At 67.8% G+C, this 22,343-nt stretch carries 22 protein-coding genes, 1 tRNA gene and 1 pseudogene; 3 read left to right on the forward strand and 21 right to left on the reverse strand.

Going from position 1 to position 22,343, the window contains the following annotated elements; translation table 11 throughout:
* Positions 1 to 22 precede the first annotated feature (22 nt).
* From RHA1_RS04345 to RHA1_RS04385, 9 genes are all read right to left on the reverse strand, one after another.
* Complete coding sequence (locus RHA1_RS04345) at positions 23 to 769, reverse strand: DUF881 domain-containing protein (RefSeq protein WP_005264198.1); 747 nt, start codon at positions 767 to 769, stop codon at positions 23 to 25.
* 7 nt (positions 770 to 776) lie between these two features.
* Positions 777 to 1,139 carry a small basic family protein gene (locus tag RHA1_RS04350; protein WP_005264197.1) on the reverse strand — a complete coding sequence of 121 codons (363 nt, stop codon included), beginning with the start codon at positions 1,137 to 1,139 and terminating at the stop codon, positions 777 to 779.
* A gap of 32 nt (positions 1,140 to 1,171) precedes the next feature.
* Positions 1,172 to 2,035 carry a DUF881 domain-containing protein gene (locus tag RHA1_RS04355; protein ID WP_011594118.1) on the reverse strand — a complete coding sequence of 288 codons (864 nt, stop codon included), beginning with the start codon at positions 2,033 to 2,035 and terminating at the stop codon, positions 1,172 to 1,174.
* Complete coding sequence (locus RHA1_RS04360) at positions 2,035 to 2,658, reverse strand: CDP-alcohol phosphatidyltransferase family protein (RefSeq protein WP_009473581.1); 624 nt, start codon at positions 2,656 to 2,658, stop codon at positions 2,035 to 2,037. The genes RHA1_RS04355 and RHA1_RS04360 overlap by 1 nt, the downstream gene beginning before the upstream one ends.
* A gap of 115 nt (positions 2,659 to 2,773) precedes the next feature.
* Positions 2,774 to 3,832, reverse strand: a complete 1,059-nt coding sequence (locus RHA1_RS04365; protein ID WP_011594119.1) for an SMP-30/gluconolactonase/LRE family protein — start codon at positions 3,830 to 3,832, stop codon at positions 2,774 to 2,776.
* A 42-nt stretch (positions 3,833 to 3,874) separates the two neighbouring features.
* A complete protein-coding gene (locus RHA1_RS04370; protein ID WP_011594120.1) occupies positions 3,875 to 4,492 on the reverse strand; it encodes an NUDIX hydrolase in 618 nt (205 codons plus the stop codon).
* Between the two features lie 73 nt (positions 4,493 to 4,565).
* Positions 4,566 to 6,086, reverse strand: a complete 1,521-nt coding sequence (locus tag RHA1_RS04375) for an acyl-CoA synthetase (RefSeq protein WP_011594121.1) — start codon at positions 6,084 to 6,086, stop codon at positions 4,566 to 4,568.
* 34 nt (positions 6,087 to 6,120) lie between these two features.
* A complete protein-coding gene (locus RHA1_RS04380) occupies positions 6,121 to 7,242 on the reverse strand; it encodes a DUF5938 domain-containing protein (protein WP_011594122.1) in 1,122 nt (373 codons plus the stop codon).
* A 40-nt stretch (positions 7,243 to 7,282) separates the two neighbouring features.
* The gene (locus RHA1_RS04385; protein WP_011594123.1) at positions 7,283 to 8,086 is read right to left on the reverse strand and encodes an SDR family NAD(P)-dependent oxidoreductase; all 804 of its coding nucleotides are present in this window, start codon (positions 8,084 to 8,086) and stop codon (positions 7,283 to 7,285) included.
* A 209-nt stretch (positions 8,087 to 8,295) separates the two neighbouring features.
* Here RHA1_RS04385 and RHA1_RS04390 point away from each other — a divergent pair, with 209 nt between their 5' ends.
* Positions 8,296 to 8,931 carry a TetR/AcrR family transcriptional regulator gene (locus RHA1_RS04390; RefSeq protein ID WP_009473586.1) on the forward strand — a complete coding sequence of 212 codons (636 nt, stop codon included), beginning with the start codon at positions 8,296 to 8,298 and terminating at the stop codon, positions 8,929 to 8,931.
* 6 nt (positions 8,932 to 8,937) lie between these two features.
* Here RHA1_RS04390 and RHA1_RS04395 read toward each other — a convergent pair whose 3' ends face one another.
* Positions 8,938 to 9,378: an SRPBCC family protein gene (locus RHA1_RS04395; RefSeq protein WP_009473587.1), complete on the reverse strand. Its 441-nt coding sequence runs from the start codon at positions 9,376 to 9,378 to the stop codon at positions 8,938 to 8,940.
* Between the two features lie 152 nt (positions 9,379 to 9,530).
* Between RHA1_RS04395 and RHA1_RS04400 the strand changes: the two are divergent.
* A pseudogene (locus RHA1_RS04400) lies at positions 9,531 to 10,802 on the forward strand (MFS transporter); the annotation flags it as partial.
* A gap of 219 nt (positions 10,803 to 11,021) precedes the next feature.
* Here RHA1_RS04400 and RHA1_RS04405 read toward each other — a convergent pair.
* Positions 11,022 to 11,900 carry a sigma-70 family RNA polymerase sigma factor gene (locus RHA1_RS04405; protein ID WP_009473589.1) on the reverse strand — a complete coding sequence of 293 codons (879 nt, stop codon included), beginning with the start codon at positions 11,898 to 11,900 and terminating at the stop codon, positions 11,022 to 11,024.
* Between the two features lie 183 nt (positions 11,901 to 12,083).
* Between RHA1_RS04405 and RHA1_RS04410 the strand changes: the two genes are divergently transcribed.
* On the forward strand, positions 12,084 to 12,845 hold the full coding sequence (locus RHA1_RS04410) for a L,D-transpeptidase (RefSeq protein WP_009473590.1): 762 nt from the start codon (positions 12,084 to 12,086) through the stop codon (positions 12,843 to 12,845).
* A 65-nt stretch (positions 12,846 to 12,910) separates the two neighbouring features.
* Here RHA1_RS04410 and RHA1_RS04415 read toward each other — a convergent pair.
* The 10 genes from RHA1_RS04415 to pyrG form a co-directional block, all read right to left on the reverse strand.
* Positions 12,911 to 12,987, reverse strand: a tRNA-Pro gene (locus RHA1_RS04415).
* 86 nt (positions 12,988 to 13,073) lie between these two features.
* Positions 13,074 to 14,501, reverse strand: a complete 1,428-nt coding sequence (gene der / locus RHA1_RS04420; RefSeq protein ID WP_011594125.1) for a ribosome biogenesis GTPase Der — start codon at positions 14,499 to 14,501, stop codon at positions 13,074 to 13,076.
* A complete protein-coding gene (gene cmk, locus RHA1_RS04425; RefSeq protein WP_009473592.1) occupies positions 14,498 to 15,187 on the reverse strand; it encodes a (d)CMP kinase in 690 nt (229 codons plus the stop codon). The genes der and cmk overlap by 4 nt, the downstream gene beginning before the upstream one ends.
* A complete protein-coding gene (locus RHA1_RS04430) occupies positions 15,184 to 16,245 on the reverse strand; it encodes a pseudouridine synthase (protein WP_009473593.1) in 1,062 nt (353 codons plus the stop codon). The genes cmk and RHA1_RS04430 overlap by 4 nt, the downstream gene beginning before the upstream one ends.
* A 16-nt stretch (positions 16,246 to 16,261) precedes the next feature.
* Complete coding sequence (gene scpB, locus RHA1_RS04435; protein WP_009473594.1) at positions 16,262 to 16,954, reverse strand: SMC-Scp complex subunit ScpB; 693 nt, start codon at positions 16,952 to 16,954, stop codon at positions 16,262 to 16,264.
* Positions 16,951 to 17,826 (reverse strand): segregation and condensation protein A, encoded by an 876-nt coding sequence (locus tag RHA1_RS04440; protein WP_011594127.1) that lies wholly within the window; start codon positions 17,824 to 17,826, stop codon positions 16,951 to 16,953. The genes scpB and RHA1_RS04440 overlap by 4 nt, the downstream gene beginning before the upstream one ends.
* Entirely contained in the window at positions 17,827 to 18,831 is a 1,005-nt protein-coding gene (locus RHA1_RS04445) for a ParA family protein (RefSeq protein WP_016880789.1), read from the reverse strand.
* Positions 18,832 to 18,889: 58 nt separating this feature from the next.
* Positions 18,890 to 19,816: a site-specific tyrosine recombinase XerD gene (gene xerD, locus RHA1_RS04450; protein ID WP_011594129.1), complete on the reverse strand. Its 927-nt coding sequence runs from the start codon at positions 19,814 to 19,816 to the stop codon at positions 18,890 to 18,892.
* Position 19,817: 1 nt separating this feature from the next.
* The gene (locus RHA1_RS04455) at positions 19,818 to 20,486 is read right to left on the reverse strand and encodes an NUDIX domain-containing protein (protein ID WP_011594130.1); all 669 of its coding nucleotides are present in this window, start codon (positions 20,484 to 20,486) and stop codon (positions 19,818 to 19,820) included.
* Between the two features lie 13 nt (positions 20,487 to 20,499).
* A complete protein-coding gene (pyrG, locus tag RHA1_RS04460; RefSeq protein ID WP_011594131.1) occupies positions 20,500 to 22,275 on the reverse strand; it encodes a CTP synthase in 1,776 nt (591 codons plus the stop codon).
* Positions 22,276 to 22,343: the final 68 nt, after the last annotated feature.

Genomic DNA, 22,343 nt, shown 5'->3' on the forward strand with positions numbered 1-22,343 from the left:
AATCCGCGGGCGGATGCGAAGATCAATTTCCGGGCTGAGCGTATTGGCGAGGTTTCGCCTCCCGCAAGGCGGAGATCGTGACCTGCTGCGATTGTTCGATCGTCAGCTGTCCGCCGCTGCGCGCGACCGTGTCGACCACCCCGCCGGGAATGTTCAGGGCCGCCGCCAGAGTCGGCGGATCACCGATGGCGACCACCCCGTAGGGGGCGTTCACCTTCCGGCCGTCCACCGACACGCCGCCGGCCGAACCGGACACCCAGGAGTCGACGCCGATCCGGATGGGCGGGCCGTCCGCACCCTGGATCTGGACGGCTTCGGCACCGGCGGCACGCAATTCCTGCACGAGGTCGAGCAGGACCTCGGAGCCGACTCCCTTGTTGGGGTCGGTGATGCGCATCGTCACCCCGGGGCCGGTGGCCGGTGCGCTGCCGACCTGGATCGACAGCGCCGTCAACCGGGCCTGCGCCTCGTCGAGTGCCGCCCCGGAACTGCCGCTCTGTTGCAACGTTGCCAAGGTCTGTTCCAGCGATGCGATCTCCTGCCGCAGGGCCGCCTCCCGCTGGTTCAGCGTGTCCAGGACGACCAGGAGATCGGCCGGGCTCGCCGAGTCGAGGGTGTCGCCGGACCCGGTGTTCTTCACCTGCGTGACGATCGCGATTCCCAGCCCACCGAGCAGGAGCGCGGCCAGCAGCGCGAAGACGACGTGCGATCGCTGCGACGTCGCCGGTTCGTTCCCGTGCAGTTCGTGTCTGCCCTCGTGTCCGCTCACGCCGCGATCACGCCCCGAACAGACGTCGCCGGAGCGCGGCCGCGTTGCCGAAGATGCGGATTCCGAGCACGACGACGATCGCGGTGGACAGCTGGGTTCCCACACCGAGTTGGTCACCGAGCCACACGATCAGGGCGGCCACCAGGACGTTGAACACGAACGAGACGACGAACACCTTCGAGTCGAAGATCTCGTCGAGGTACGCGCGCAGTCCGCCGAACACCGCGTCGAGCGCGGCGACGACGGCGATGGGCAGGTAGGGCTGCACGGCGTCGGGCACTTGCGGGCTGAACACCACTCCCAGCACGATGCCCACGATCAGGGCGAGCACCCCGTAGATCGCGGATCCGCCCTTCAGTGCTGCCTTCATTCGTGTGACGCCTCCATTCGACTCCGCCGTTGTCATCGTGTTCCCACTTCCCTGGCTGCCCGCACTTCCCGCGCCGGGGCGGCCGGCAAGTGGAGATCGTCGGCCTCCGCCACCGCGAAGCCGATGCCGTACAACTGCGCCACGCTGGACATCCGCAGATAGGCGTCGCTCACCACGAATCCGGTCTGCATCGGCCCCTGCGGGCCGATCGCCGAGACCACGTACGGCGAGAACACCGGCTGATTGTCCACGAGCATCGCGCCACCCGCCTGGCGGATCGTCACCGACGGGCCGATCCGCACGTCGCCGACCGCGATGGCCTCGGCGCCGCTCGCCCACAGCGAATTGACCACCGACTGGAGGTCGCGGTCGAGCACCACGGCCTTCCCCCCGACACTGCGCTGGGACGAGTCGGACAGGTTGGGCTTGGCCGCGGGGTCCGTCAACGTCACGGTCAGGCCGGGACCGTGCACGGCCTCGACTCCGGCGTCCCCCTCGAGGCCGCGAAGCTCGTCGAGCAGTGCCGCACCTCGGGCGTCACCGGCCAGCGCGGTGGCGCGCGCGTCGTCGGTCTGTGTCGACAGCGTGTCCCGGGTTGCGGCGAGGGCGCCCGCCCGATCCTGGGCGTCCTGCACCTTGCTCAGCAGTTCGGTCCGCACCTGCTCGGTGCCGGGGATGCGTTCGGTGGCCTGCCGGTAGGCGACCGACAGCACCAGCCCGACGAGCAGCGCGCCGATCGCGATCCACACCTGCTGACCGACCCGCGTCTGTCGTGAATGTCCCTGCTCACGATCGTCGGCCGCACCCTCGTACCCGGGGTCCAGGTGGTCGTTCATCAGGGACCGCAGCAGGGACGGCACCGGATTCCTGCGAATGCCGGAATCTGTCCGTTTCATCACTGGACCTCGCGTTCCTCGCCGCCCGGTCCTCGCACGGGAACGGTGCGCGCGACGGTCAGCGCGTTCACGGTGTAGAGCAGCCCGGTCCACACGTAGAGCACCGTGCCCCAGATCAGGAGCGCGGCGCCGAGCGGCTGCGCCACGGTCGCGATGCTCCAGTCGCCGTGCGCCGCGAGGGTCATCGGCAGCGCGAACATCAGCAGGAACGTGGCACCCTTGCCGAGGTACATCACGTCGGGGGGAGGGAGACCGCGCCGTCGGTAGATGACCAGCGTGAGCGCGAGAACGGCGTCGCGGCCGATCAGGATCGCCGCCACCCACCACGGGATGAATCCGCGCAGGACGAACGTCACCAGCGTCGTGACGACGTAGAGGCGATCGACGAAGGGGTCGAGCAGCGCACCCAGCTTCGACGACTGGTCGAGGATCCGCGCCAGCTTGCCGTCGAGCCAGTCGGTGAAGCCGCTGATCATGAGGATCGCGAGTGCCCACCCGTCGGAGTGGGTGACGAGCAGCAGGTACACGAACAGCGGCACGCCGAGGAGTCGAACCACGCTCAGGAGGTTCGGGACGGTCACGATCCGGTCCGACCGCGCAGTGTCCCGGTCCACCGAATTCACCAAAATCTCCCCAGCGTCGAGTGCGGACCTGTTTTCGGGCGCTCGTCGCACCGCTCTCGCCACTCTTCCACAACCGGGATGGTGTTCAGTCGATCCTCTCGTCCGTCCGGCCGTGTCACTCGCCCCGCGCAACGTCCGGTCGTGGTGGGGCCGGTACGCGTGCGACGGCGTCCGCGGTCAGACTTCCCAGGTACAGCCACCCGTCGTGCTCCCGCACACCTGTGACGGGGGAATAGCTGCCCTTGCCTCCGCGCAGGCTGTGCACGATCTCGCCGCGGTGATCGAGGGCGATCACCCAGCCGGCGTGCTCCGGATTCGGTTGCACGGCCTCCGGCAGGTTCGCCGCGACGATCCGCAGCGTCGGGTACGGCGCGAGCAGGTCGAGCAACCGCATCCGCGGGCTGTAGAGCGCCACCCAGAACAGGCCGTCCCGTGTCTGGGACGTCATGTTGTCCGGTATGCCGGGCAGATTCGCGGCCCACACCGACGCCGCACCCTGCGACGGGCCGGTCAGGTCGACGCGGGAGATCTGGTACGAGCCGGTCTCGGCGACGAGAACGAACGACTCGTCCGAGGCCAGTCCCACGCCGTTGGCGAACTGCAGCCCCTCGGCCAGGAGGTCGGTCTCCCCCGTCCGCGGGTCCAGACGCAGCAGGCGGCCGGTCCCGCGGTGCTCGAGAAGGTCGTAGCGGTGGTCGGCGATCGTGAAGTGCGCCGAGGAGTCGGTGAAGTACACGATGCCGTCCCTGCCGACCGCCGAGTTGTTGCACGCCACGAGCGGGCGCCCGGCCGCGGCGTCGGCGAGCACGTCGACGCGTCCCTGGTCGTCGACTCGCAGCACACCGCGCTCGGCGTCGCAGATCAGGAACCGGCCGTCGTCGAGTATCTCGACCCCGAGAGGCCGCCCGTGGGTGTTCGCGAGTTCGGTGGCGTGTCCGTGGCCGTCGAACCGCCAGATCCGGCCGTCGTTGCCTCCGGTGACCACCCGGCCGTCGTGATCGACGGCGACGTCCTCCGGGCCTTCTCCGGCGGGGAGCGTCCAGCGGTGCGCGTCGTCGAGCATCCCGTTCGGCGCGAGCACTCCCGTCGGTGGTGGTGGCGGCGGGGCGTGCCAGACGGTGGGGTCGACACCGGTGCGGTCGAGCTTGCGGGCGAGAGACTCGAAGAAGGTCACGAACTGTGAGATTAGTCGCGTCCCCCGCTGGACGTGGTTCCGCTAACGCCAGGCGAAGACCGGCTGGTCGAAACCGTCGATCCGCGTGTGCCTGCCGTGCAGTGCGACCTCCCGGAACTGGAACACGACCGCGCCGGTGGGGGCGTGCACGAGGTGACGGCGGAACGGCCATTGGATCACCGGTTTCGACGATTCGGGGATCTCGACGAACCGCGGCTCCGCGTCGATCTCGGGAACGCCCACCGAGAACACTTCCGCCACTTCCTCGCGATTGGGGACGAGCGACGTGATCGACTGGTCCGACCACACGACGAACGGGGTGATGACGTACCCGGAGCGGGTGACGTAGTCGTCGAGCCTGCCGAGCACCGCGGACGGCTCCACGTCGAGGCCGAGTTCCTCGTGCAGCTCGCGCCGGGCGGCGTCCTCGCCGGTCTCCCCCGGATCCACTCCGCCGCCGGGCAACGCGAACTGTCCCGGATGCGCGCGCATCTTGCTCGGGCGCATGGTCAGCGGAACGGCCTGACCGCCGGCGCCGTCGTTCATCACGGCGATCACTACCGCCGCGGACCGCCGATTCGTCGGGTCCACGATCCGTGGTTCGAAGCGTGCCAGCGCGTCGGCGAGCCGTTCCCTGCTCAGTGCGTGCCCATTCACCATCACCCGACAGTATCGCCAGTCGCGGCGAAACCCACGCTTCGATCCCCCCGCGTTTCGAACCCCGCGCCGGCCGTCAGCCGAGCAGTTGCTGCCTGATCTCGTTCTTGAGGACCTTCCCCAGTTTGGAACGCGGCAGATCGGGCCAGACCAGGATTTCCTTCGGGGTCTTCACGCTGCCGATGCGCGCTTTCACGAACGCCGTGAGTGCGTCGGCCTCGATCGGTGTTCCGGCTCGGGACTGGACGACGGCGACGACACGTTCACCCCATTTCTCGTCGGGGAGCCCGATCACCCCGCAGTCCTGGATTCCGGGGTACGCCATGAGCGCCTGTTCCACTTCGACGGAATAGACGTTGAATCCGCCGGTGATGATCATGTCCTTGGCCCGGTCGACGATGTACAGGAAGTTGTCGTCGTCGAGGTACCCGATGTCGCCCGTGTGATGCCAGCCGTGCGCCGACGCCTCCTGCGTCGCAACGGGATTCTTGTAGTACCCCGTCATGACGAGCGAGCTGCGCACGACCACTTCGCCTCGCTCACCGGAAGGCAGCAGCGTCCCCTGCCCGTCCATGATGGCGACGGTGACCAGCGGGGAGGGCCTGCCTGCGGAGCTCAGCCGGGCGGTCGCCACCGAGCCGTCGGCGTGGAAATGGTCTTTCGGCGCCATCGTCGCGATCATCATCGGCGCCTCGCTCTGCCCGAACAGCTGGGCCATCACCGGCCCGATCCGGGTCAGCGCTTCTTCGAGCCGGGTCGGCGAGATCGGCGCCGCGCCGTACCAGAAGCATTGCAGCGAACTCAGGTCCGTCGTCGCCAGGTCTGCGTGGTCCAGCAGCATGTAGATCAGGGTCGGCGGAAGGAAGGTGTGGGTGACGCGGTCCCGGTCGATGTGCGCGAGGAACTGCCCCAGGTCGGGCGTGGGCATGATGACCACCTGTCCGCCGAGGGCGAGGATCGGGAAACACAGGACACCGGCCGCGTGCGTCAACGGCGCGAGGGCGAGGTAGACCGGCCTGCCGTCGAACGGGTAGCTCATCAGGGTCAGCGCAGACATCGTCTCGATGTTCCGGCCGGTGAGCATCACACCCTTCGGCCTCCCCGTCGTGCCGCCGGTGCCGACGATCAGCGCGAGATCGTCGACCGGCTCGACGTCGAGACGTTCGGTACCCAGCCAGTCGTCGAACGGGTGGGCGTACTCCTCATCGCCGTCGAGACATACGAGCGTCGTCAGCAGCGGCAACTGCCGACGGATCCGATCGACCAAGGGCGCGAACGCCTTCTGGAAGATCAGGCAGCGACAGTCGAAGAGGGCGAGCAGGTCCCGATTCTCCGCCGCCTCGTTCCGCGGGTTGATCGGGCACCACACCGCCCCCGCCCGGCTGATCCCGAAGACGCAGGAGAACGCAGTCGGATCGTTGCCGGACAGGACGGCCACCTTGTCGCCCGCGGCGATCCCCGACCGTGCCAGCGCGGCCGCGACGCGCCGGCTCAGGTCCTGGACATCGGCGTACGACAGCGTCCGGTCGCCCATCGTCAGGCACGGCGACGACGGACCGAGCGAGGCACCCTTGTCGAGGTAGTCGGTCAAGCGCATGGTGTGGTCCTCCTCGAAGTCGCGGCCGGGACGATCAGCTCTGCACGGTGAGAACCGGCTCCATCACGAGGCCGAAGCTCCGCAGGATTCCCAGGAGTTCGCGATGCCCGAACGCCTGGCACGCCGACGCGAGACCCGTCCGCTTCGGAGGCTGCTGCAACAGGGAGTACGCGGCGTACGCCTGCAGGAGACCCGTCTGCTTGTAGTTGCAGTTGCCGTGGATGACACAGTGCGCCCGCCCCAGCGGCCCCGACGCGTACACGGAGTCGAGCGATGTGTTGACCCGTGGGTTCTCCCGCGGCGGCATTCCCGCCTGCACGGAGCCGGCGATCTCCGCGAGCGCCGCGTCCTGCTCGTCCGCGGGAAGGGTCTTGATCTGTTCCTCGACCATCTTCTGCGTCGCGACGACACCCTCCATCACGGAACGGTCGAACACGCCGCCTGCCGCTTTCACGTTCGCCACCCGCGGATCGTCCTTGAACCACACGGGATGGCTGGTGCCGCCCCACGGCAGCGCGAGGGCCATCTGGTGCTGTCCCGGCACCACGACCTCGAACGTGGTACCGGGATCCCACTTCTCGTACCGGTTCTGTTCCAGGTAGTACCAGTCGGCTTTGAGGATCGTGAAGATCGTCTGCGTGGACGCGTAGGTGGGAAAACCCTTCCACAACACCAGGATGTCGAGAGTGTCCAATCCGGGCGTCTCCAGCGCGATGTTCGCGGCGATCTCGCCGGTGGTGTACATCTGCGCGACACCGGGTGACAGCAGCAGCCCTTTCTCCGCGAACTTCTCGCCGAACTTCGCCTGCACGTCCAGAACCCAGTCCTGTTCACCGGTCGTGTCGGTGTAGTGACAGCCCGCGGCGAGAGCCGCCTCGACGACGATGGCGCCGTGCTTGATGAACGGGCCGACCATGTTGCTGACAACCCTTGCGCCGCTGAACAATTCCGTCAGCGCCGGGACGGTGTGCTCGACCTCGACCACCTCGTGGTCGACGGTGTCCAGGCCGGGAATCCGGTCGAGCACTTCCTGGATCCGCTTCTTGTCCCGCCCCGCGGCGATGAACGGAATGTTGAACTCGCGCAGGTATTCACACACGAGGCGCCCGGTGTAACCGGAGACTCCGTAGACGATGACGGGCTTCTTGTCGGTCATGAGATGCCTTTCAGAATGTGGGAGAAGTTCGGGAGATCGGTCACATGCCCATGCCACCGTCGACCGGCAGGCCGATTCCGGTGACGAAGCGGGCGGCGTCGGAGGCCAGGAAGACGACGGTGTCGGCGATGTCCGCGACCTCGCCGAGTCGCCCGAGAGGCGTCAGGCCGATCACGTCGGCGACCGCGGCGTCGGCGCTGGGCCACAGTCCGAGCCGCTCCATGTCGGCGGCCAGCCCGAGTCCCATCTCCGTGGCGACCAGCCCGGGGTACACACAGTTCACCCGGACGCCGTACCCGAGTTTGCCTGCCTCCTGGGCCGCGACCCGGGTCAGCCGGTCGACGGCCGACTTGGTGGCGGAGTAGCCGGCGATGCCCGGGAACGGGATGGTGGCGGCGACCGAGGAGACGTTGACGATCGCCCCGCCCGATCCCGCTGCGCCTCCGGGACGCATCGCGCGCAGACCGTGTTTCAGACCGAGCGCGACGCCGAGAATGTTGACCTCGCACATCCGTCGGATGTCTGCGGGGTCGATGTCGACCACGAGCGACGAGATCTCGATGCCCGCGTTGTTGACGAGGAGGTCGAGTCCGCCGAGTTGCTCCACGGTGGCAGCGACGGCGCGCTCCCAGTTGCCGTCGTCGGTCACGTCGAGTTTCACGAATCCGGTGTCGACGCCGGTCTTCCCGACGGAATCGGCAGTCGCGCGCCCTTCCTCCTCGAGGACGTCGCCGATCACGACCGCCGCACCGGCGTCGGCGAGGGCGGCAGCCATACCGGCGCCCAACCCCTTCGCACCACCGGTGACCAGTGCTTTCCGTCCTGCAAGATCACTTACGCTCATTCCGACCTGCCTTCGTACGAGACGATTCGCGGAAACCACGTCACGAGACCGAGTCCGCAATGTGGTGTGGATCACAGCGTATTCGACTTTGTACAACTGTCAAGAATTCTCTTGACGACTGTCAAGTTTTTGTTACACAGTCGTCAAGGAACGCGGGCTAGACTGATGCTCACCGTGCTGGACCATGCGCGCCGAACAGGAAGAATGCCGTGACACCCGTCGCCGAGAAGAACGCCGATCGAGTCTCGCGCCGCCAGGTCGACAAGTTCGCCGAGCGCCGGGATCAGCTCGCCGAGGCCGCGTTGCAGACCCTCTCGGAACTCGGCTATGCCCGCACCAGCCTCCGGGAGATCGCCCAGAACTCCGAGTTCTCCCACGGCGTCCTGCACTACTACTTCAGCGACAAGGTCGATCTGATCACGCACTGCGTGCGGCACTACAAGGCCCGGTGCGTCACGCGATACGACGGCGTGGTCGCCACGGCGCAGACTCCCGAGGAGTTGAAGGCGGGATTCGGCCGGGTGCTGGGGGATTCCCTCCGCGACGAGGCCACCCTGCATCGCCTCTGGTACGACCTCCGCTCGCAGTCGCTGTTCGAGGAGTCGTTCCGGGCAGACGTCGCCGCGATCGACAAGAGTCTCGAAAACATGATCTGGCGCATCGTGTCCCGGTATGCGGAATTGGCGGGGCGCACGATCACCATCGCCCCGGCCACCATGTATGCGGTCCTCGACGGACTGTTCCAGCAGAGCCTCGCACGGTATCTGTCGGGCGACGACACCGCCGCGGACAGCCTCGCGGACAACGTCGATCAGGTACTGGCGCTCGTCATTCCGGCACGGTAAGGCCGGTCACTTCTCCGCGGCAGCCTTGATCCGCTGCGCGAAATCGGGTGCGTCCTTCCGGGCCGCCCGAAGGGCGAGAGGTGCGATCAGCTTTCCTATTCCGTGCCCCTCCAGCACGTTGAAGATCGTTACCTTGGTGCCTGCACCCGCGGGTTCGAGGTCGTAACCGCCCTCTTTCGCGGTGATGGAATTCTTCGAACGCTCCGCCCAGCGAATCTTCCGTGGCACCTCGAATTCGGTGATCTCGAACTCCCGCTTCGTGGTCATCCCGGCGTCCTTGACGGTGCTGACGAAGAGGGTGCCGACGCCTGGCGGACCATCCGTCTTCTTCACGATCTCCTGCACCCGGGGACTGAAGTCCCGGTCGTTGACCCCGGCGGCGAGGTACTCGAACACTTCCCCGATGGGGCGATTGATCACAACAGTGCCTTCGAACCGTCCAGCCATGCCAGCCTCCCGTTTCCGTGACCTGCCGGGTTCCGACAGTACTCGCGACGGTCCGGCGGCGCGGTCACATCGCCGCCGGACCGTCGGTCATAGAAGTGACGGCCGACAACGCGGCGTCTTCTGCAGGACTCCGAACACAGGAAGGCTCGAACATGGACATCACCTCGATCACCGACAGTTCCCGGGCCGGGCGATCGACCCCGGCACGCCCGTTTCTCTCCACCGCCCGCGGCATACTCACGCTGACGCTGTTGTGCGCCGTGGCATTTCTCGATTTCGTCGACGCATCCATCGTCAACATCGCCCTGCCCGACATGCGCAGCGACCTGGACATCTCGGTACAGGAACTGCAGTGGGTCCCGAGCGCCTACCTCCTCACCTACGGCGGTTTCATGCTGCTCGGCGGCCGCCTGGCCGACCTGCTCGGTCGCCGTCGCGTGCTCGTCACCGGCACCGTCGTGATCGGGCTGTCGTCGCTGATCGGCGGTTTCGCCGGAAACGCCGAGGTCTTGATCGGCGCACGACTCGCGCAGGGTGTCGGTGCGGCACTGATGCTTCCGGCCGCGCTGTCGATTCTGACGACGACCTTCGAGGAGGGCCCCGAACGGCATACCGCACTCGGTGTCTGGGCCGGGGTGGGCGGTCTCGCATCGGCTGTCGGTGTCTTTCTCGGCGGTGTGCTCACCGAGGGGCCGGGCTGGCGATGGGTGCTGTTCGTCAACCCTGTCGCGTGCGCGCTCGTGCTTCCGGCGGTCTTCGCGCTCATTCCCGGCGACCGGCGCCGCGCCCGGTTCGCAAACTTCGACGTCGCAGGCAGTGTGCTCGGCACCGGCGGGATGCTGTTGCTCGTCTACGCCCTGGTGGAGGCACCCGACCAGGGATGGGGCAGCGCCCGCACGATCGCCGGGTTCGCCGGTGCGTTCGTGCTGATCGTGGCGTTCGTGATCAACGAGCAGCACAGCCGGCACCCTCTCCTGCCGCTGTCGATCTTCCGCGTCAAGGGCCTTGCCGCCGCGAATGTCACAGGGCTGATCGCCTTTGCGGGTCTCATCGCGATGTTCTTCTTCCTGACTCTCTACATGCAGAACGTTCTCGGCTACTCCCCCATCCAGACCGGTGCGGCCTACCTCCCGCTCTGCCTGGGGGTCGGGGTCGCCGCCGGGGTGTGCTCCCAGTTGCTGACCCGGACCGGAACCCGTCCCGTCGTCGTCGTGGGAGCGCTGGTGGCCTCGGCCGGCCTGTACCTGCTGTCCCGGATCCCCGTCGACGGCTCCTACCTCAACGATCTGCTGCCCGGACTGATGATCGTGTCTTTCGGTCTCGGCGCCGTCTTCGTCGGCGTCACGACCGCGGCCAACGCCGGTGTGCCTGCCGGCGAGGCAGGGCTCGCGGCAGCGTTGTTGAACGCCTCCCAGCAGGTCGGCAGCGCACTCGGACTGGCGATCTTCGCCGCGATCGCCACCTCGCATTCCCAGCATCTGCTCGCGGCGAATTCGCCTGTGCCCGAGGCACTCACCTTCGGCTTCCAGCGAGCGCTGCTGACCGGCAGCATCTTCCTCGTCGCCGCGGCCGTGATCGGCCTGCGCACCGGCAACGCACACGGAGACGGCGAGCGCCGCACGAACTGACCCCCGGCGGGCTCGTCAGTCGAGGTTCTCGACGACGAGCCCGGCGAGGCGCTCACGGTCGGCGAGGATGTCGATCTCGACGATCTTCCCGCGCCGGATCGTGACGCCCATGACCGACAGCAACTGCCCGTCGGAGATCGCGACCACTCCGGCGGCACCGTTGACGAGCGCCGGATGCGCGAACCGAGCCAACCGGGCGAACCCCAGGACCCGGCCCGCGACGGTCGCCGAGCCGCGCACCATCGTGGAGGCGCCTGCAGGCACTGCTCCGGTATCGGCGCGGAGCACGACATCCGGGTCGAGCACCGCCACGAGGGCGTCGAAGTCGCCGCTCCTCGCGGCCGCCAGGAACGCGTCGACAACCGCACGCTGACGGACCGGATCGGTGTCGGGAACCGGGGCTCCCTGCAGACGCCGGCGTGCGCGACTGGCCAGTTGCCGGGCGGCCGCGGGTGTTCGCTCCACGATCGGGGCGATGTCCTCGAAGGGCACCGCGAACATGTCGTGGAGCACGAACGCCAGTCGCTCGGCGGGGGCAAGCGTGCCGAGAACGACGAGCAGTGCAAGACCCACCGAATCGGCCAGCACCGCCTCGTGTTCGGGGTCGCTGCCGTCTGCCCGGGTCACGATCGGGTCGGGGACCGCCGCGTCCAGTGGATCTTCCCGCCGTGTCCTGCGTGACTGCAGCATGTTCAGGCACACCCGCGCCACCACCGTGGTCAGCCAGCCGCCCAGGTTCTCGACGGTGTCGGCGTCGGTGCGGCTCAGTCGCAGCCAGGATTCCTGCACGGCGTCCTCGGCTTCGCTGAGCGAGCCGAGCATCCGGTAGGCCACTGCGCGCAGGTGCGTGCGATGGGCCTCGAACTGCTGCGCCAACACGTCGTTGTCGTTCATCGGTCACATCCCCTCAGTCTCGATCCGTCAACTGTGTGACCGGCGAAACGCTGCCGATGTGACGACGGCGCGTCGTCCGTGTCCCTCTGATGCGCGCAATGCATCCAGTTTCCCTGGTTCCGCTGTCCGATATCGCCGTGGTTAACTGAAATGACGCTCACAGTCTCTGAAGGGCTGGACGGCATGTGGAAAGCGCAGCAGGTCGGACGTCTGTTTCTCGTCTCGGTACTCGCGGCACTGGCCGTGTGCGGGGTGAGCGCCACCGCGTCGGCGCATGCCCCGGCAGTCACCGGGAAGGTCGTCGCGCCGACACTGTCCCCCGCGAGCGGGCACGTCGTCGGCGTCGCGCATCCTGTCGTCGTCCGGTTCGCGTCACCGGTGCCCGATCGCGCGCTCGCCGAGCGTGGTGTCCGGATCACCCCGTCGAGGGCGGTGCCCGGGCAGTTCTCCTGGATCGACGACCGCACCGTGCAGTGGACTCCGGCGCACTTCTGGCCGGCCCACACCCGGGTGACCGTCGAGGCGGCGGGCGCGAGGTCGCAGTTCCAGGTGGGTGACGCACTCGTCGCCGTCGCGAACACGACGACGCACCAGTTCACGGTCAGCATCAACGATCAGGTCGTGCAGACCATGCCGGCGTCCATGGGCAAACCCGGATACGAAACACCGCTCGGGACGTTCCCCGTCATCGAGCAATTCCGCGACATGATCATGGATTCGTCGACGTACGGCGTCCCGATCGATGACGAGGAGGGCTACCGCCTCTACGTCGAGTACGCCACCCGCATCACGTGGGGTGGGATCTTCGTGCACGCCGCACCGTGGTCGGTGAACTCGCAGGGATTCGAGAACGTCAGCCACGGCTGCATCAATCTCAGCACCGAGAACGCGCGGTGGTTCTACGACAACGCCAAGATCGGCGACCCGGTCATCGTCACGGATTGAGTACCGGCCCCGAGACACAGAAAAGGCGGTTTCCCGTTTCCGGGAAACCGCCTTCGCTGATCATCTGGTCGGGCTGACAGGATTTGAACCTGCGACCACTTGACCCCCAGTCAAGTGCGCTACCAAGCTGCGCCACAGCCCGTCCACACCCTCGTTCAGGTGCTCGATGAGATTACATCAGGGGCAGTCCGTAACGCTAATCGCCTGGTCAGAGCGCATTCTGTCGGATCAACGATTCCGCCGCTCACGCTTTTCCCGCACCCGCACCGAGATGCGGACGGGGCTGCCGTCGAAATTGAACTCCTCGCGCAGACGTCGCTCCAGGAACCGGCGGTAGCCCGCCTCGAGGAACCCGGTCGTGAACAGCACGAACGTCGGCGGGCGTGTTCCGGCCTGCGTGGCGAACATCACGCGAGGCAGCCGGCCACCACGCATCGGCGGCGGAGTGGCGGCAATGACTTCCTTGAGCCAGGTGTTGAGCCGGCCCGTGGGAATGCGTTTGTCCCAGGACTCCAGCGCGGTGTCCAGGGCGGGGACGAGCTTCTGCACCGCGCGCCCCGTCTGCGCCGAGATGTTGACGCGCTGCGCCCACGGCACCCGCACCAGGTCCCGGTCGACCTCTCGATCGAGCTGGAGGCGCCGGTCCTCGTCGACGAGATCCCACTTGTTGAACGCGATGACGAGGGCCCGGCCGGCGTCGGCCACCATGCTCAGCACGCGCAGGTCCTGCTCCGAGATCGGCTCGGACGCGTCGATCAGCAGAATCGCGACCTCGGCCGCCTCGATGGCGCTCTTCGTCCGCAGCGACGCGTAGAACTCGGCGCCGCTGGCGTGGCTGACCCGCTTGCGCAGACCGGCGGTGTCGACGAAACGCCACGGCCTGCCGCCGAGCTCCACGATCGAGTCGACCGGATCGACGGTGGTGCCCGCGACGTTGTGGACCACCGACCGCTCGTCGCCCGACAGCTTGTTCAGCAGGCTCGACTTCCCGACGTTCGGCTTCCCGACCAGAGCCACGCGTCGCGGCCCGCCGCCGGGGATGCCTTCACGTGGGGTCTCCGGGAGCGCGGCGAGCACCTCGTCGAGGAGATCACCGGTGCCGCGGCCGTGGGTCGCACTCACCGAGTGCGGCTGCCCGAGACCGAGCGACCACAGTGCGGCCACCTCGGATTCGGTGCGGCCGTCGTCCACCTTGTTGGCCACCAGCAGAACCGGGGTCTTGGACCGGCGCAGCACCTTGGCCACGGCCTCGTCCGTTGCGGTGGCGCCGACGACGGCGTCGACCACGAGGAGGATCGCGTCCGCGGTCTGCATCGCCAATTCCGCCTGACGGGCCACCGACTGCTGCAGGCCCTTGGCGTCGGGTTCCCAGCCGCCGGTGTCCTGCACCATGAAGCGGCGTCCACTCCAGTTCGCCTCGTAGGAGACGCGGTCCCGGGTGACACCGGGAATGTCCTCGACCACGGCTTCGCGTCGGCCGATGATCCGGTTGACGAGCGTCGACTTGCCGACGTTCGGGCGCCCGACCACTGCGAGGGTGGGAACAGGGACGTGGGACTCTCCGTCGCCACCGTCTTCGAGGTCCAGGACCTCCCAGTCGGATTCCTCACTCCAGGTGCCGTCGCCTGCGAACTCGGTGGTGAATTGTTCGGTCACTGCCCTGCTCCAGTTCTTTCGCTTACCACCAGCAGCAACCTGCCGATCACGTCGTCGATTCCGAGTTCGCTGGTGTCGACAAGCACGGAATCGTCGGCCGGCCGCAGCGGCGACACGGCGCGCGTGGAGTCGAGGTGGTCACGACGCTGCACGTCGGCCAGCACGGCCGCGTAGTCGTCGCCTCGCCCCTCCGCGAGATTCTGCGCATTCCTGCGCTGTGCCCGGGCTTCCGCCGAGGCGGTGAGGTAGATCTTCACGTCGGCGTCCGGGATGACGACGGTGCCGATGTCTCGGCCCTCGACGACGATCCGTTCGGCCTCGCCCGCGAGGCGACGCTGCGCCGCGACGAGCAGTTCACGCACGGCCGGTACGGCGGAGACCGCCGAGACGGCCTTGGTCACCGCGTCGCCGCGGATCTCCTCCCCCACGTCCTCCCCGTCGAGCAGGACCTGCTCACCCGCCGGGTCGGTGCCGATCGACCACGGCAGCCCGGCGGTCGCGTCGGCGATCGCGGCGGGATCGGTGAGGTCCACGCCCTTGCGCAGCGCATGCAGCGTCGCGATCCGGTACATGGCGCCGGTGTCGAGGTAGCGGGCGTCGAGCCGCTGCGCCAGCATCCGCGAGACGCTCGACTTCCCGGTTCCGGAGGGGCCGTCCATCGCGACGACCAGCTTCGAGGTACTCACAGGCCCACCGCCCCGTAGAGCCCGCCGACCTCGCCTCGACCGAGTACGCGGAGTGTGCCGGGACGCTGGTCGCCGAGAGCAACCGCGCCGATGTCCGTCCGGACGAGCCGGATGACGGGGTGTCCCACGGCGTCGAACAGGCGCCGCACGATGTGCTTGCGGCCTTCGTGCAGGGTGACGCGGACGAGCGACTTACCCTCGTTGATGTCGAGGAGCGTGAACGTGTCGACCTTCGCCGGTCCGTCGTCGAGCTCGACACCCTCCTTGAGCTTCTTTCCGACGCCGCGTTCGAGGGCACCCGAGACGGTCGCCAGGTACGTCTTCGATACCTCGAAGGACGGGTGCATCAGCCGATGCGCCAGGTCACCGTCGTTGGTGAGCAGCAGCAGCCCCTCGGTGTCGGCGTCCAGTCGACCGACGTGGAACAATCGCTGACCTGCGGCGACCCGCTCGGAGACGATGTCGCCGACGCACGGGCGACCCAGGTCGTCCGACATCGTCGACTGCCAGCCGCGGGGCTTGTTCAGCGCGAGGTGGACCAGGTCCTTCTGCACGACGACGCGGACACCGTCCACGCGCACCACCGCGTTCTCGGGGTCGATGCGCAGTCCCTGTTCGATGACGATGCGGCCGTCTACCTCGACGCGACCCTGCGAGATCAGTTCCTCGGCCGCACGGCGCGACGCGACACCGGCTTGGGCGAGAACCTTCTGCAGTCGCATGCCGTCGCCCTGCGGCGGGCCCGCGGGCCGATCGGCGGCGTCGGCGTACTGGTGCCGGGCCGGCTTGGCATTGCTGATCTTGGGCGCGTGGGCCTGTGCGCGCTGCGGCTTGGCCGACTTGGGCTTGCCGCGTTTGTTCTTCGCGGCCGCGGCGTCAGGCCTGGCCGGCTTCCCCTTGACGGCGTCCGACCTGGACGGACGCCGATCGGTCTCGGAGCGGCTCGGTCGCCCTCCGGCTTCCGATCTGTCCGAGCGACCCCCGGCCTCCGACCTGGTGGGGCGCTGCTTCTTGTTGTTGCGATCCGGTGTGCCATCTCGGCGAGCGGGTTTCTTCACTTTTGTACTATCCCTGTCAGTCTTCGGTGTCCAGCCCGGTGTCCAACTCTTCTGTGGAAGCCGTAGCTTTATTCATTCTCGCAAATCGTGGATCAGATTCCAGACTGTCACTGATGTCATCTATCAGATCCACGTCCGGCAACAGCGGAGCCAAGGCGGGAAGATCGGCGAGAGACGCCAAGCCGAGCCGTTCCAGGAAGAGCTCCGTCGTCGAATACTGCGTGGCGTTGGTATCGGGATCGACGCCAGCTTCGGCGATCAATCCGCGAGCGAGAAGTGTGCGCACCACACCATCCACGTTGACGCCGCGCACCGCACTGATCCGTGCGCGGGTCAACGGTTGACGGTATGCCACCACGGCCAGAGTTTCCAAAGCCGCCCTCGTCAATTTGGACCGCGCGCCGTCGAGCAGGAGTCGTTCCACGTAGGGCGCGTACGCGGTGCGCGTATAGAGACGCCAACCGTCACCGGCATATCGGAGGTCCATCCCACTGCCACGGGCGGTGAGCTCGGCGGACATGCGGTTCAGCACGTCCGTGATGCGATTCACAGAAGCGCCGGTCGCGGAGGCGAGCTGTTCGGCTCCGGCGGGAGAGTCGACGATCAGCAGCAGCGACTCGAGAACAGCTTCGAGTTCGGTGTCCGACAGCTCGGGTTCTCCGTCGACGGCGCCCAGGTCGTCCGACTCGTCGAACGGGGCCGAACTCATCCGTAATCCTCCTCGGTCACCGGGGCGTGTGTGCCCTCCCCGGTCCAGCTCACCAGCAATTCCCCGAGCGGCTCGGGCTGTTCGAACAACACCGACTGCTCGCGATACAGCTCGAGCAGCGCGAGGAATCTTGCCACGATCAGGGTGGTCACCTCGCACTCCGAGACCAGGTCGCCGAACGTCGCCCACTCCCCGGCTCCCCGTTCGCGGAGCAGTTCCAGCATCCGCGCCGCCTGTTCGGGCACCGAGACCGCGTGCATGTCGTGCAGATGGTCGAGTCCCACGGTGGGCTTCGGGCGGGGTGTGAACACGGTCGCGGCGATCTCCGCGAACCGCTGCGGGTCGACCCCGAGCAACACTTCCGGCAGCAATTTCGTGAACTGGTCCTCCAGTGCCGCCGAACGCGGGTACCGGCGCAACGCGGCCGCCTCGAGCTCACCGAAGAGTTGCGCCACCTGCTTGTACGCGCGGTACTGCAGCAGCCGGGCGAACAGCAGGTCGCGCGCCTCGAGGAGCGCGAGGTCCTCGGCGTCCTCCACCTGGCCCGCCGGGAGCAGACGCGCCGCCTTCAGGTCGAGCAGCGTCGCCGCGACCACCAGGAATTCGGTGGTCTGATCGAGACCCATCTCCGTGCCGAGCGAGCGGGTGTAGGCGATGAAGTCGTCCGTCACCTGGTGCAGCGCGACTTCCGTCACATCCAGCTGTCGCTGGTTGATCAAGGTCAGGAGCAGGTCGAACGGTCCCTCGAAATTCCGCAGCGTCACCCGGAAGCCGGGCTTGACCGCGGGCGCCTGCTGATCCTCGGCCTGCGTTACCCGGGCCTGCGGGTCCTCGGTCTGCGGTGGAGCCGAAATGTCTTGCGTATTCACCACTTACCGGCCGGACCGGTGAATGACCTCGCGTGCCAGAGCACGGTACGCCTCGGCGCCGGTCGATTTCGGCGCCCAGGTGGTGATCGGCTCCCCGGCGACCGAGGTCTCGGGGAAGCGCACGGTGCGGTTGATCACGGTGTCGTAGACGAGATCCCCGAACACCTCCACCACACGGGCCATCACTTCACGGGCGTGCAGGGTCCGCGAGTCGAACATCGTCACGACGATGCCGGCGAGTTCGAGCCGCGGGTTGAGCCGGTCGTGGACCTTCTCGACCGTGTCGTTGAGCAGGGCCAGGCCGCGCAGGCTGAAGTACTCGCACTCCATCGGAATGATCACCGAGTCCGCGCAGGCCAGCGCGTTGACCGTGAGCAGACCGAGGGACGGCTGGCAGTCGATCAGGACGTAGTCGTACCGGTCGAGCACCGGATGCAGCACGCGTCCGAGCGTCTGTTCGCGCCCGACCTCGGTGACGAGCTGGATCTCCGCCGCCGACAGGTCGATGTTGCTGGGCAGGAGGTCGAGGCCCTCGACCCGTGTCCGCATCAGGACGTCGTCGATCGCGACGCGGGGTTCGACGAGCAGGTTGTGGACGGTCAGTTCGAGGTCGTGATGCGCGACGCCGAGGCCCGCGGACAGCGCCCCCTGGGGATCGAGGTCCACGAGCAGCACACGTCGGCCGAATTCGGCGAGCGACGCTCCCAGGTTGATCGTCGACGTCGTCTTGCCGACGCCACCCTTCTGGTTGCACATCGCGATGATCTTGGCCGGGCCGTGCGAGGGCAGCGGGGCGGGTTCCGGCACCGCACGTGTCGGCCGTCCCGTGGGCCCGAGCTCCTCCTCCACGACCACGGCAGCGTCCTCGAACAAGGCTGCGGGTTCGGATTGCCGCACGTCGAACATGTCGCCCTCCTGTTGCGAGTGCTCTGACTCCGCCGCTGGCGGCTGCGGTGTCACCACGGTCCGATGATCCCCTGTTCTCTCGATGATCGCTGCCGATCCCACATCGTTATGGGAACGCTACCGCCTCGTACCGTGAAATTTCCCCTCGACACGCTTTCCGTCACCTCGCCCGGGGGTGCGCTCCGGCCCACACCTCGCGCAGCGCACCCACTGTCACCAGCGTATATATCTGGGTGGTCGTCACCGAGGCATGCCCAAGCAGCTCCTGGACGACGCGGACGTCGGCGCCGCCGTCGAGCAGATGCGTCGCGAACGAGTGGCGGAGCGTGTGCGGTGACACCGCCGACGAGATGCCCGCCGCGTCCGCCGCGGCCTGCAGCACCTTCCACGCGCTCTGGCGGGACAGGCGTCCGCCGCGGACATTGAGGAACAGCGCTGGTGTTCCGCGTGATGCCAGCGCCGGCCGGCCCCGGATCAGGTAGGCGTCGAGGGATTCGACGGCAGGCCGGCCCACCGGCACCACCCGCTGCTTGCCGCCCTTGCCCCGCAGCAGCACCGACCGGGTCTCGGTGTCGACGTCGTCGACGTCCAGGCCGACGGCTTCGGAGATGCGGGCGCCCGTCGAATACAGCAGTTCGAGCAGCGCGCGGTCGCGGACCGCCCGCGGACCGTCGGCGGGTCCGCTGCCGCCGACCGCCTCCAGAAGCGCCAGCACCTCGTTGACCGGCAGCGACTTGGGGAGCCGTTTCGCCGGCGACGGCGGCCGCACGTCCCGGGCGACGTCCACTGCGGTCATCCCCTCGGCCGCGGCGAACCGGTGGAATCCGCGCACCGCGATCAGGGCGCGGGCCGCCGAGCTCGCGGCCAGCGGCGGCAGTTCGCGATTCGGATCGCCGCTGCGCAGAGCGATCACGAAGTCACTGACATCCTGTTCGCGGATCCGGTCGATGTCGGTGAGCTCCCGGTCGGCGAGGAACTGCGTGTAGCGCTCGAGGTCGCGGCGATACGAACCGAGGGTGTTGCGGGCGGCTCCGCGCTCGACAGCCAGGTGGTCGAGGTACGAATCCACCTGCCGCGCAATTACCACGTCATGCCCGCGCGGCCTCGTCCCCGCCGGTGCGCGAGCGTTTCCTCTCGCTGAACCTGTCGGGGCGATCGACCCAGGGCGCGGTCACGTCGCGGAGTTCGCCGACACCGCCCATGCGGGACCGGGCAGCGGCGAGTGCCATGAGCCCGGCCACGGCCGTGGCGTTGACGATGGTCCCGTTCAGCACCATCGACACGACCTCGTCGAGCGGAATCCGCTCGATCTCGAGGTCGGCTTCCTCGTCCTCCGGGGCGGGCCGGTCCACCTCGTACAGGTCCTCGGCGAGGAACACGCGCACCGACTCGTCCGTGAACCCGGGCGACAGAACGACATCCACGAGAACGGACCAGCGACGGGCCCCGAGCCCGGTCTCCTCCGCGAGCTCGCGCCTGGCCGCGTCGACCGGGTCCTCCCCCGGCTCGTCCAGCAGGCCCGCCGGGATCTCCCACAATCGGCGCCCCACCGGGTGCCGATACTGGTGGATCAGGACGACCCGGTCCTCGTCGTCGAGCACCACGACGGCAACGGCTCCGTGGTGCTCGACGACCTCACGTTCGGCGGTCCGGCCGTCCGGCATCGCGACGTGATCCACGCGCAGGGCGAGGATCGCGCCGCTGTAGACGGCGCGCGAGTCGAGAGTCTCGAATTCGTGCCGGCCGGTGTCGGTCATGGTCGGTTTCGCCCTATCCCGCGCTGTCGACGGACGCGACCTCGTCGCGGTCGGCGGAGTCGGCGAGTTCGTCATCGGTGGCGACGGCGGCCCGCTCCTCACCGTGCACGTCGACGGGAAGCCGCTCTTCGAGCTTGTGCTTCAGCGCCGCGTCGACGAACGCCGCGAACAGCGGGTGCGGACGCGTCGGACGGCTCTTCAGCTCGGGGTGCGCCTGCGTCGCGACGAAGAACGGGTGCTGGTCGGCCGGGTACTCGACGAACTCGACGAGGTGACCGTCGGGCGAGGTTCCGCTGAACCGGAGTCCGCTCTTCGCGATCCGGTCGCGGTACGCGTTGTTGACCTCGTAGCGGTGACGGTGACGCTCGGACACCTCTTCGCTGCCGTACGCGCGGGCGACGACGGATCCCTTCGTCAGGACGGCGGGGTACGCGCCGAGGCGCATCGTGCCGCCGAGGTCCGCCTCGCCGGCGATGACGTCTTCCTGGTCGGCCATCGTGGAGATCACGGGGTGCGTGGTCTCGGGCTCGAACTCGGCGGAGTTGGCGTCGTCGAGACCCACGCTGCGCGCAGCCTCGATCACGACGCACTGCAGGCCGAGGCATAGTCCGAGCAGCGGGATCTTCCGGTGACGGGCGTACCGGATCGCACCGAGCTTGCCCTCGATACCGCGGATCCCGAAGCCGCCGGGAATCAGCACGCCGTCGACGTCGCCGAGGGCGGCCTGCGCGCCCGCCTCCGTCTCACACGCGTCGGACGGCACCCAGGAGATTTCCACCTTCGAGCGGTTCGCGAACCCACCGGCACGCAGCGCCTCGGTGACGGACAGGTAGGCGTCCGGCAGGTCGACGTATTTTCCGACCAGGGCGATTCGCACGGTCTCGCGCGGCTGGTGGACGCGCTCGAGCAGGTTGCCCCACACGGTCCAGTCCACATCGCGGAACGGCAGACCCAGCTGACGCACCACGTAGGCGTCGAGGCCCTCGCTGTGCAGCACCTTCGGGATGTCGTAGATCGAGGGCGCGTCGGGTGTCGAGATGCACCCGTCGACGTCGACGTCGCACATGAGGGCGATCTTGTTCTTCAGCGCCGGGGGAACCTCGCGGTCGCAGCGCAGGATCAGCGCGTCGGGCTGGATACCGATGTTTCGCAGTGCCGCGACCGAGTGCTGGGTGGGCTTCGTCTTGAGCTCGCCCGACGGCGCCAGGTACGGCACCAGGGAGACGTGGAGGAAGAAGACATTGTCGCGACCGACGTCGTGGCGCACCTGACGGGCGGCCTCGAGGAACGGCTGCGACTCGATGTCACCGACGGTGCCACCGATCTCGGTGATGACGACGTCCGGCTGGTGTCCCTGGAGGTCCGGTCCGCTCATGGCGAGGATCCGGCTCTTGATCTCATCCGTGATGTGCGGGATCACCTGGACGGTGTCGCCGAGGTATTCGCCGCGCCGCTCCTTGGCGATGACCGTCGAATACACCTGGCCGGTGGTGACATTCGCCTGACCGGACAGGTCGCGATCGAGGAAACGCTCGTAGTGGCCGACGTCGAGGTCGGTCTCGGCACCGTCGTCGGTGACGAAGACCTCACCGTGCTGGAACGGGTTCATCGTGCCCGGATCGACGTTGAGATACGGATCCAGTTTCTGCATGGTCACGCGCATTCCTCGCGCGGTCAGCAATTGCCCGAGGCTCGAGGCTGTGAGGCCCTTGCCGAGTGAGGAGGCGACGCCGCCGCTCACGAAGATGTGCTTGGTAGCGGTACGCGAATGAGTGCGTGACTGTGGCAAAGGGGCTCCCGTGACGACTGTGCAGGGCTTGGTCTGTTCGAGCAATGCTGGGGCCTGCCGACCCACGG

The organism is Rhodococcus jostii RHA1, assembly GCF_000014565.1.
In the GTDB taxonomy this organism is placed as follows: domain Bacteria; phylum Actinomycetota; class Actinomycetes; order Mycobacteriales; family Mycobacteriaceae; genus Rhodococcus_F; species Rhodococcus_F jostii_A.

Bases quoted from the DNA above. Each gene is read 5' to 3' on its own strand.
- RHA1_RS04350 (WP_005264197.1), bottom strand. From the start codon at position 1,139: ATGAAGGCAGCACTGAAGGGCGGATCCGCGATCTACGGGGTGCTCGCC.
- RHA1_RS04355 (WP_011594118.1), bottom strand. From the start codon at position 2,035: ATGAAACGGACAGATTCCGGCATTCGCAGGAATCCGGTGCCGTCCCTG.
- RHA1_RS04370 (WP_011594120.1), bottom strand. From the start codon at position 4,492: ATGGTGAATGGGCACGCACTGAGCAGGGAACGGCTCGCCGACGCGCTG.
- RHA1_RS04375 (WP_011594121.1), bottom strand. From the start codon at position 6,086: ATGCGCTTGACCGACTACCTCGACAAGGGTGCCTCGCTCGGTCCGTCG.
- RHA1_RS04380 (WP_011594122.1), bottom strand. From the start codon at position 7,242: ATGACCGACAAGAAGCCCGTCATCGTCTACGGAGTCTCCGGTTACACC.
- RHA1_RS04385 (WP_011594123.1), bottom strand. From the start codon at position 8,086: ATGAGCGTAAGTGATCTTGCAGGACGGAAAGCACTGGTCACCGGTGGT.
- RHA1_RS04395 (WP_009473587.1), bottom strand. From the start codon at position 9,378: ATGGCTGGACGGTTCGAAGGCACTGTTGTGATCAATCGCCCCATCGGG.
- RHA1_RS04405 (WP_009473589.1), bottom strand. From the start codon at position 11,900: ATGAACGACAACGACGTGTTGGCGCAGCAGTTCGAGGCCCATCGCACG.
- RHA1_RS04410 (WP_009473590.1), top strand. From the start codon at position 12,084: ATGTGGAAAGCGCAGCAGGTCGGACGTCTGTTTCTCGTCTCGGTACTC.
- scpB (WP_009473594.1), bottom strand. From the start codon at position 16,954: ATGAGTTCGGCCCCGTTCGACGAGTCGGACGACCTGGGCGCCGTCGAC.
- RHA1_RS04455 (WP_011594130.1), bottom strand. From the start codon at position 20,486: ATGACCGACACCGGCCGGCACGAATTCGAGACTCTCGACTCGCGCGCC.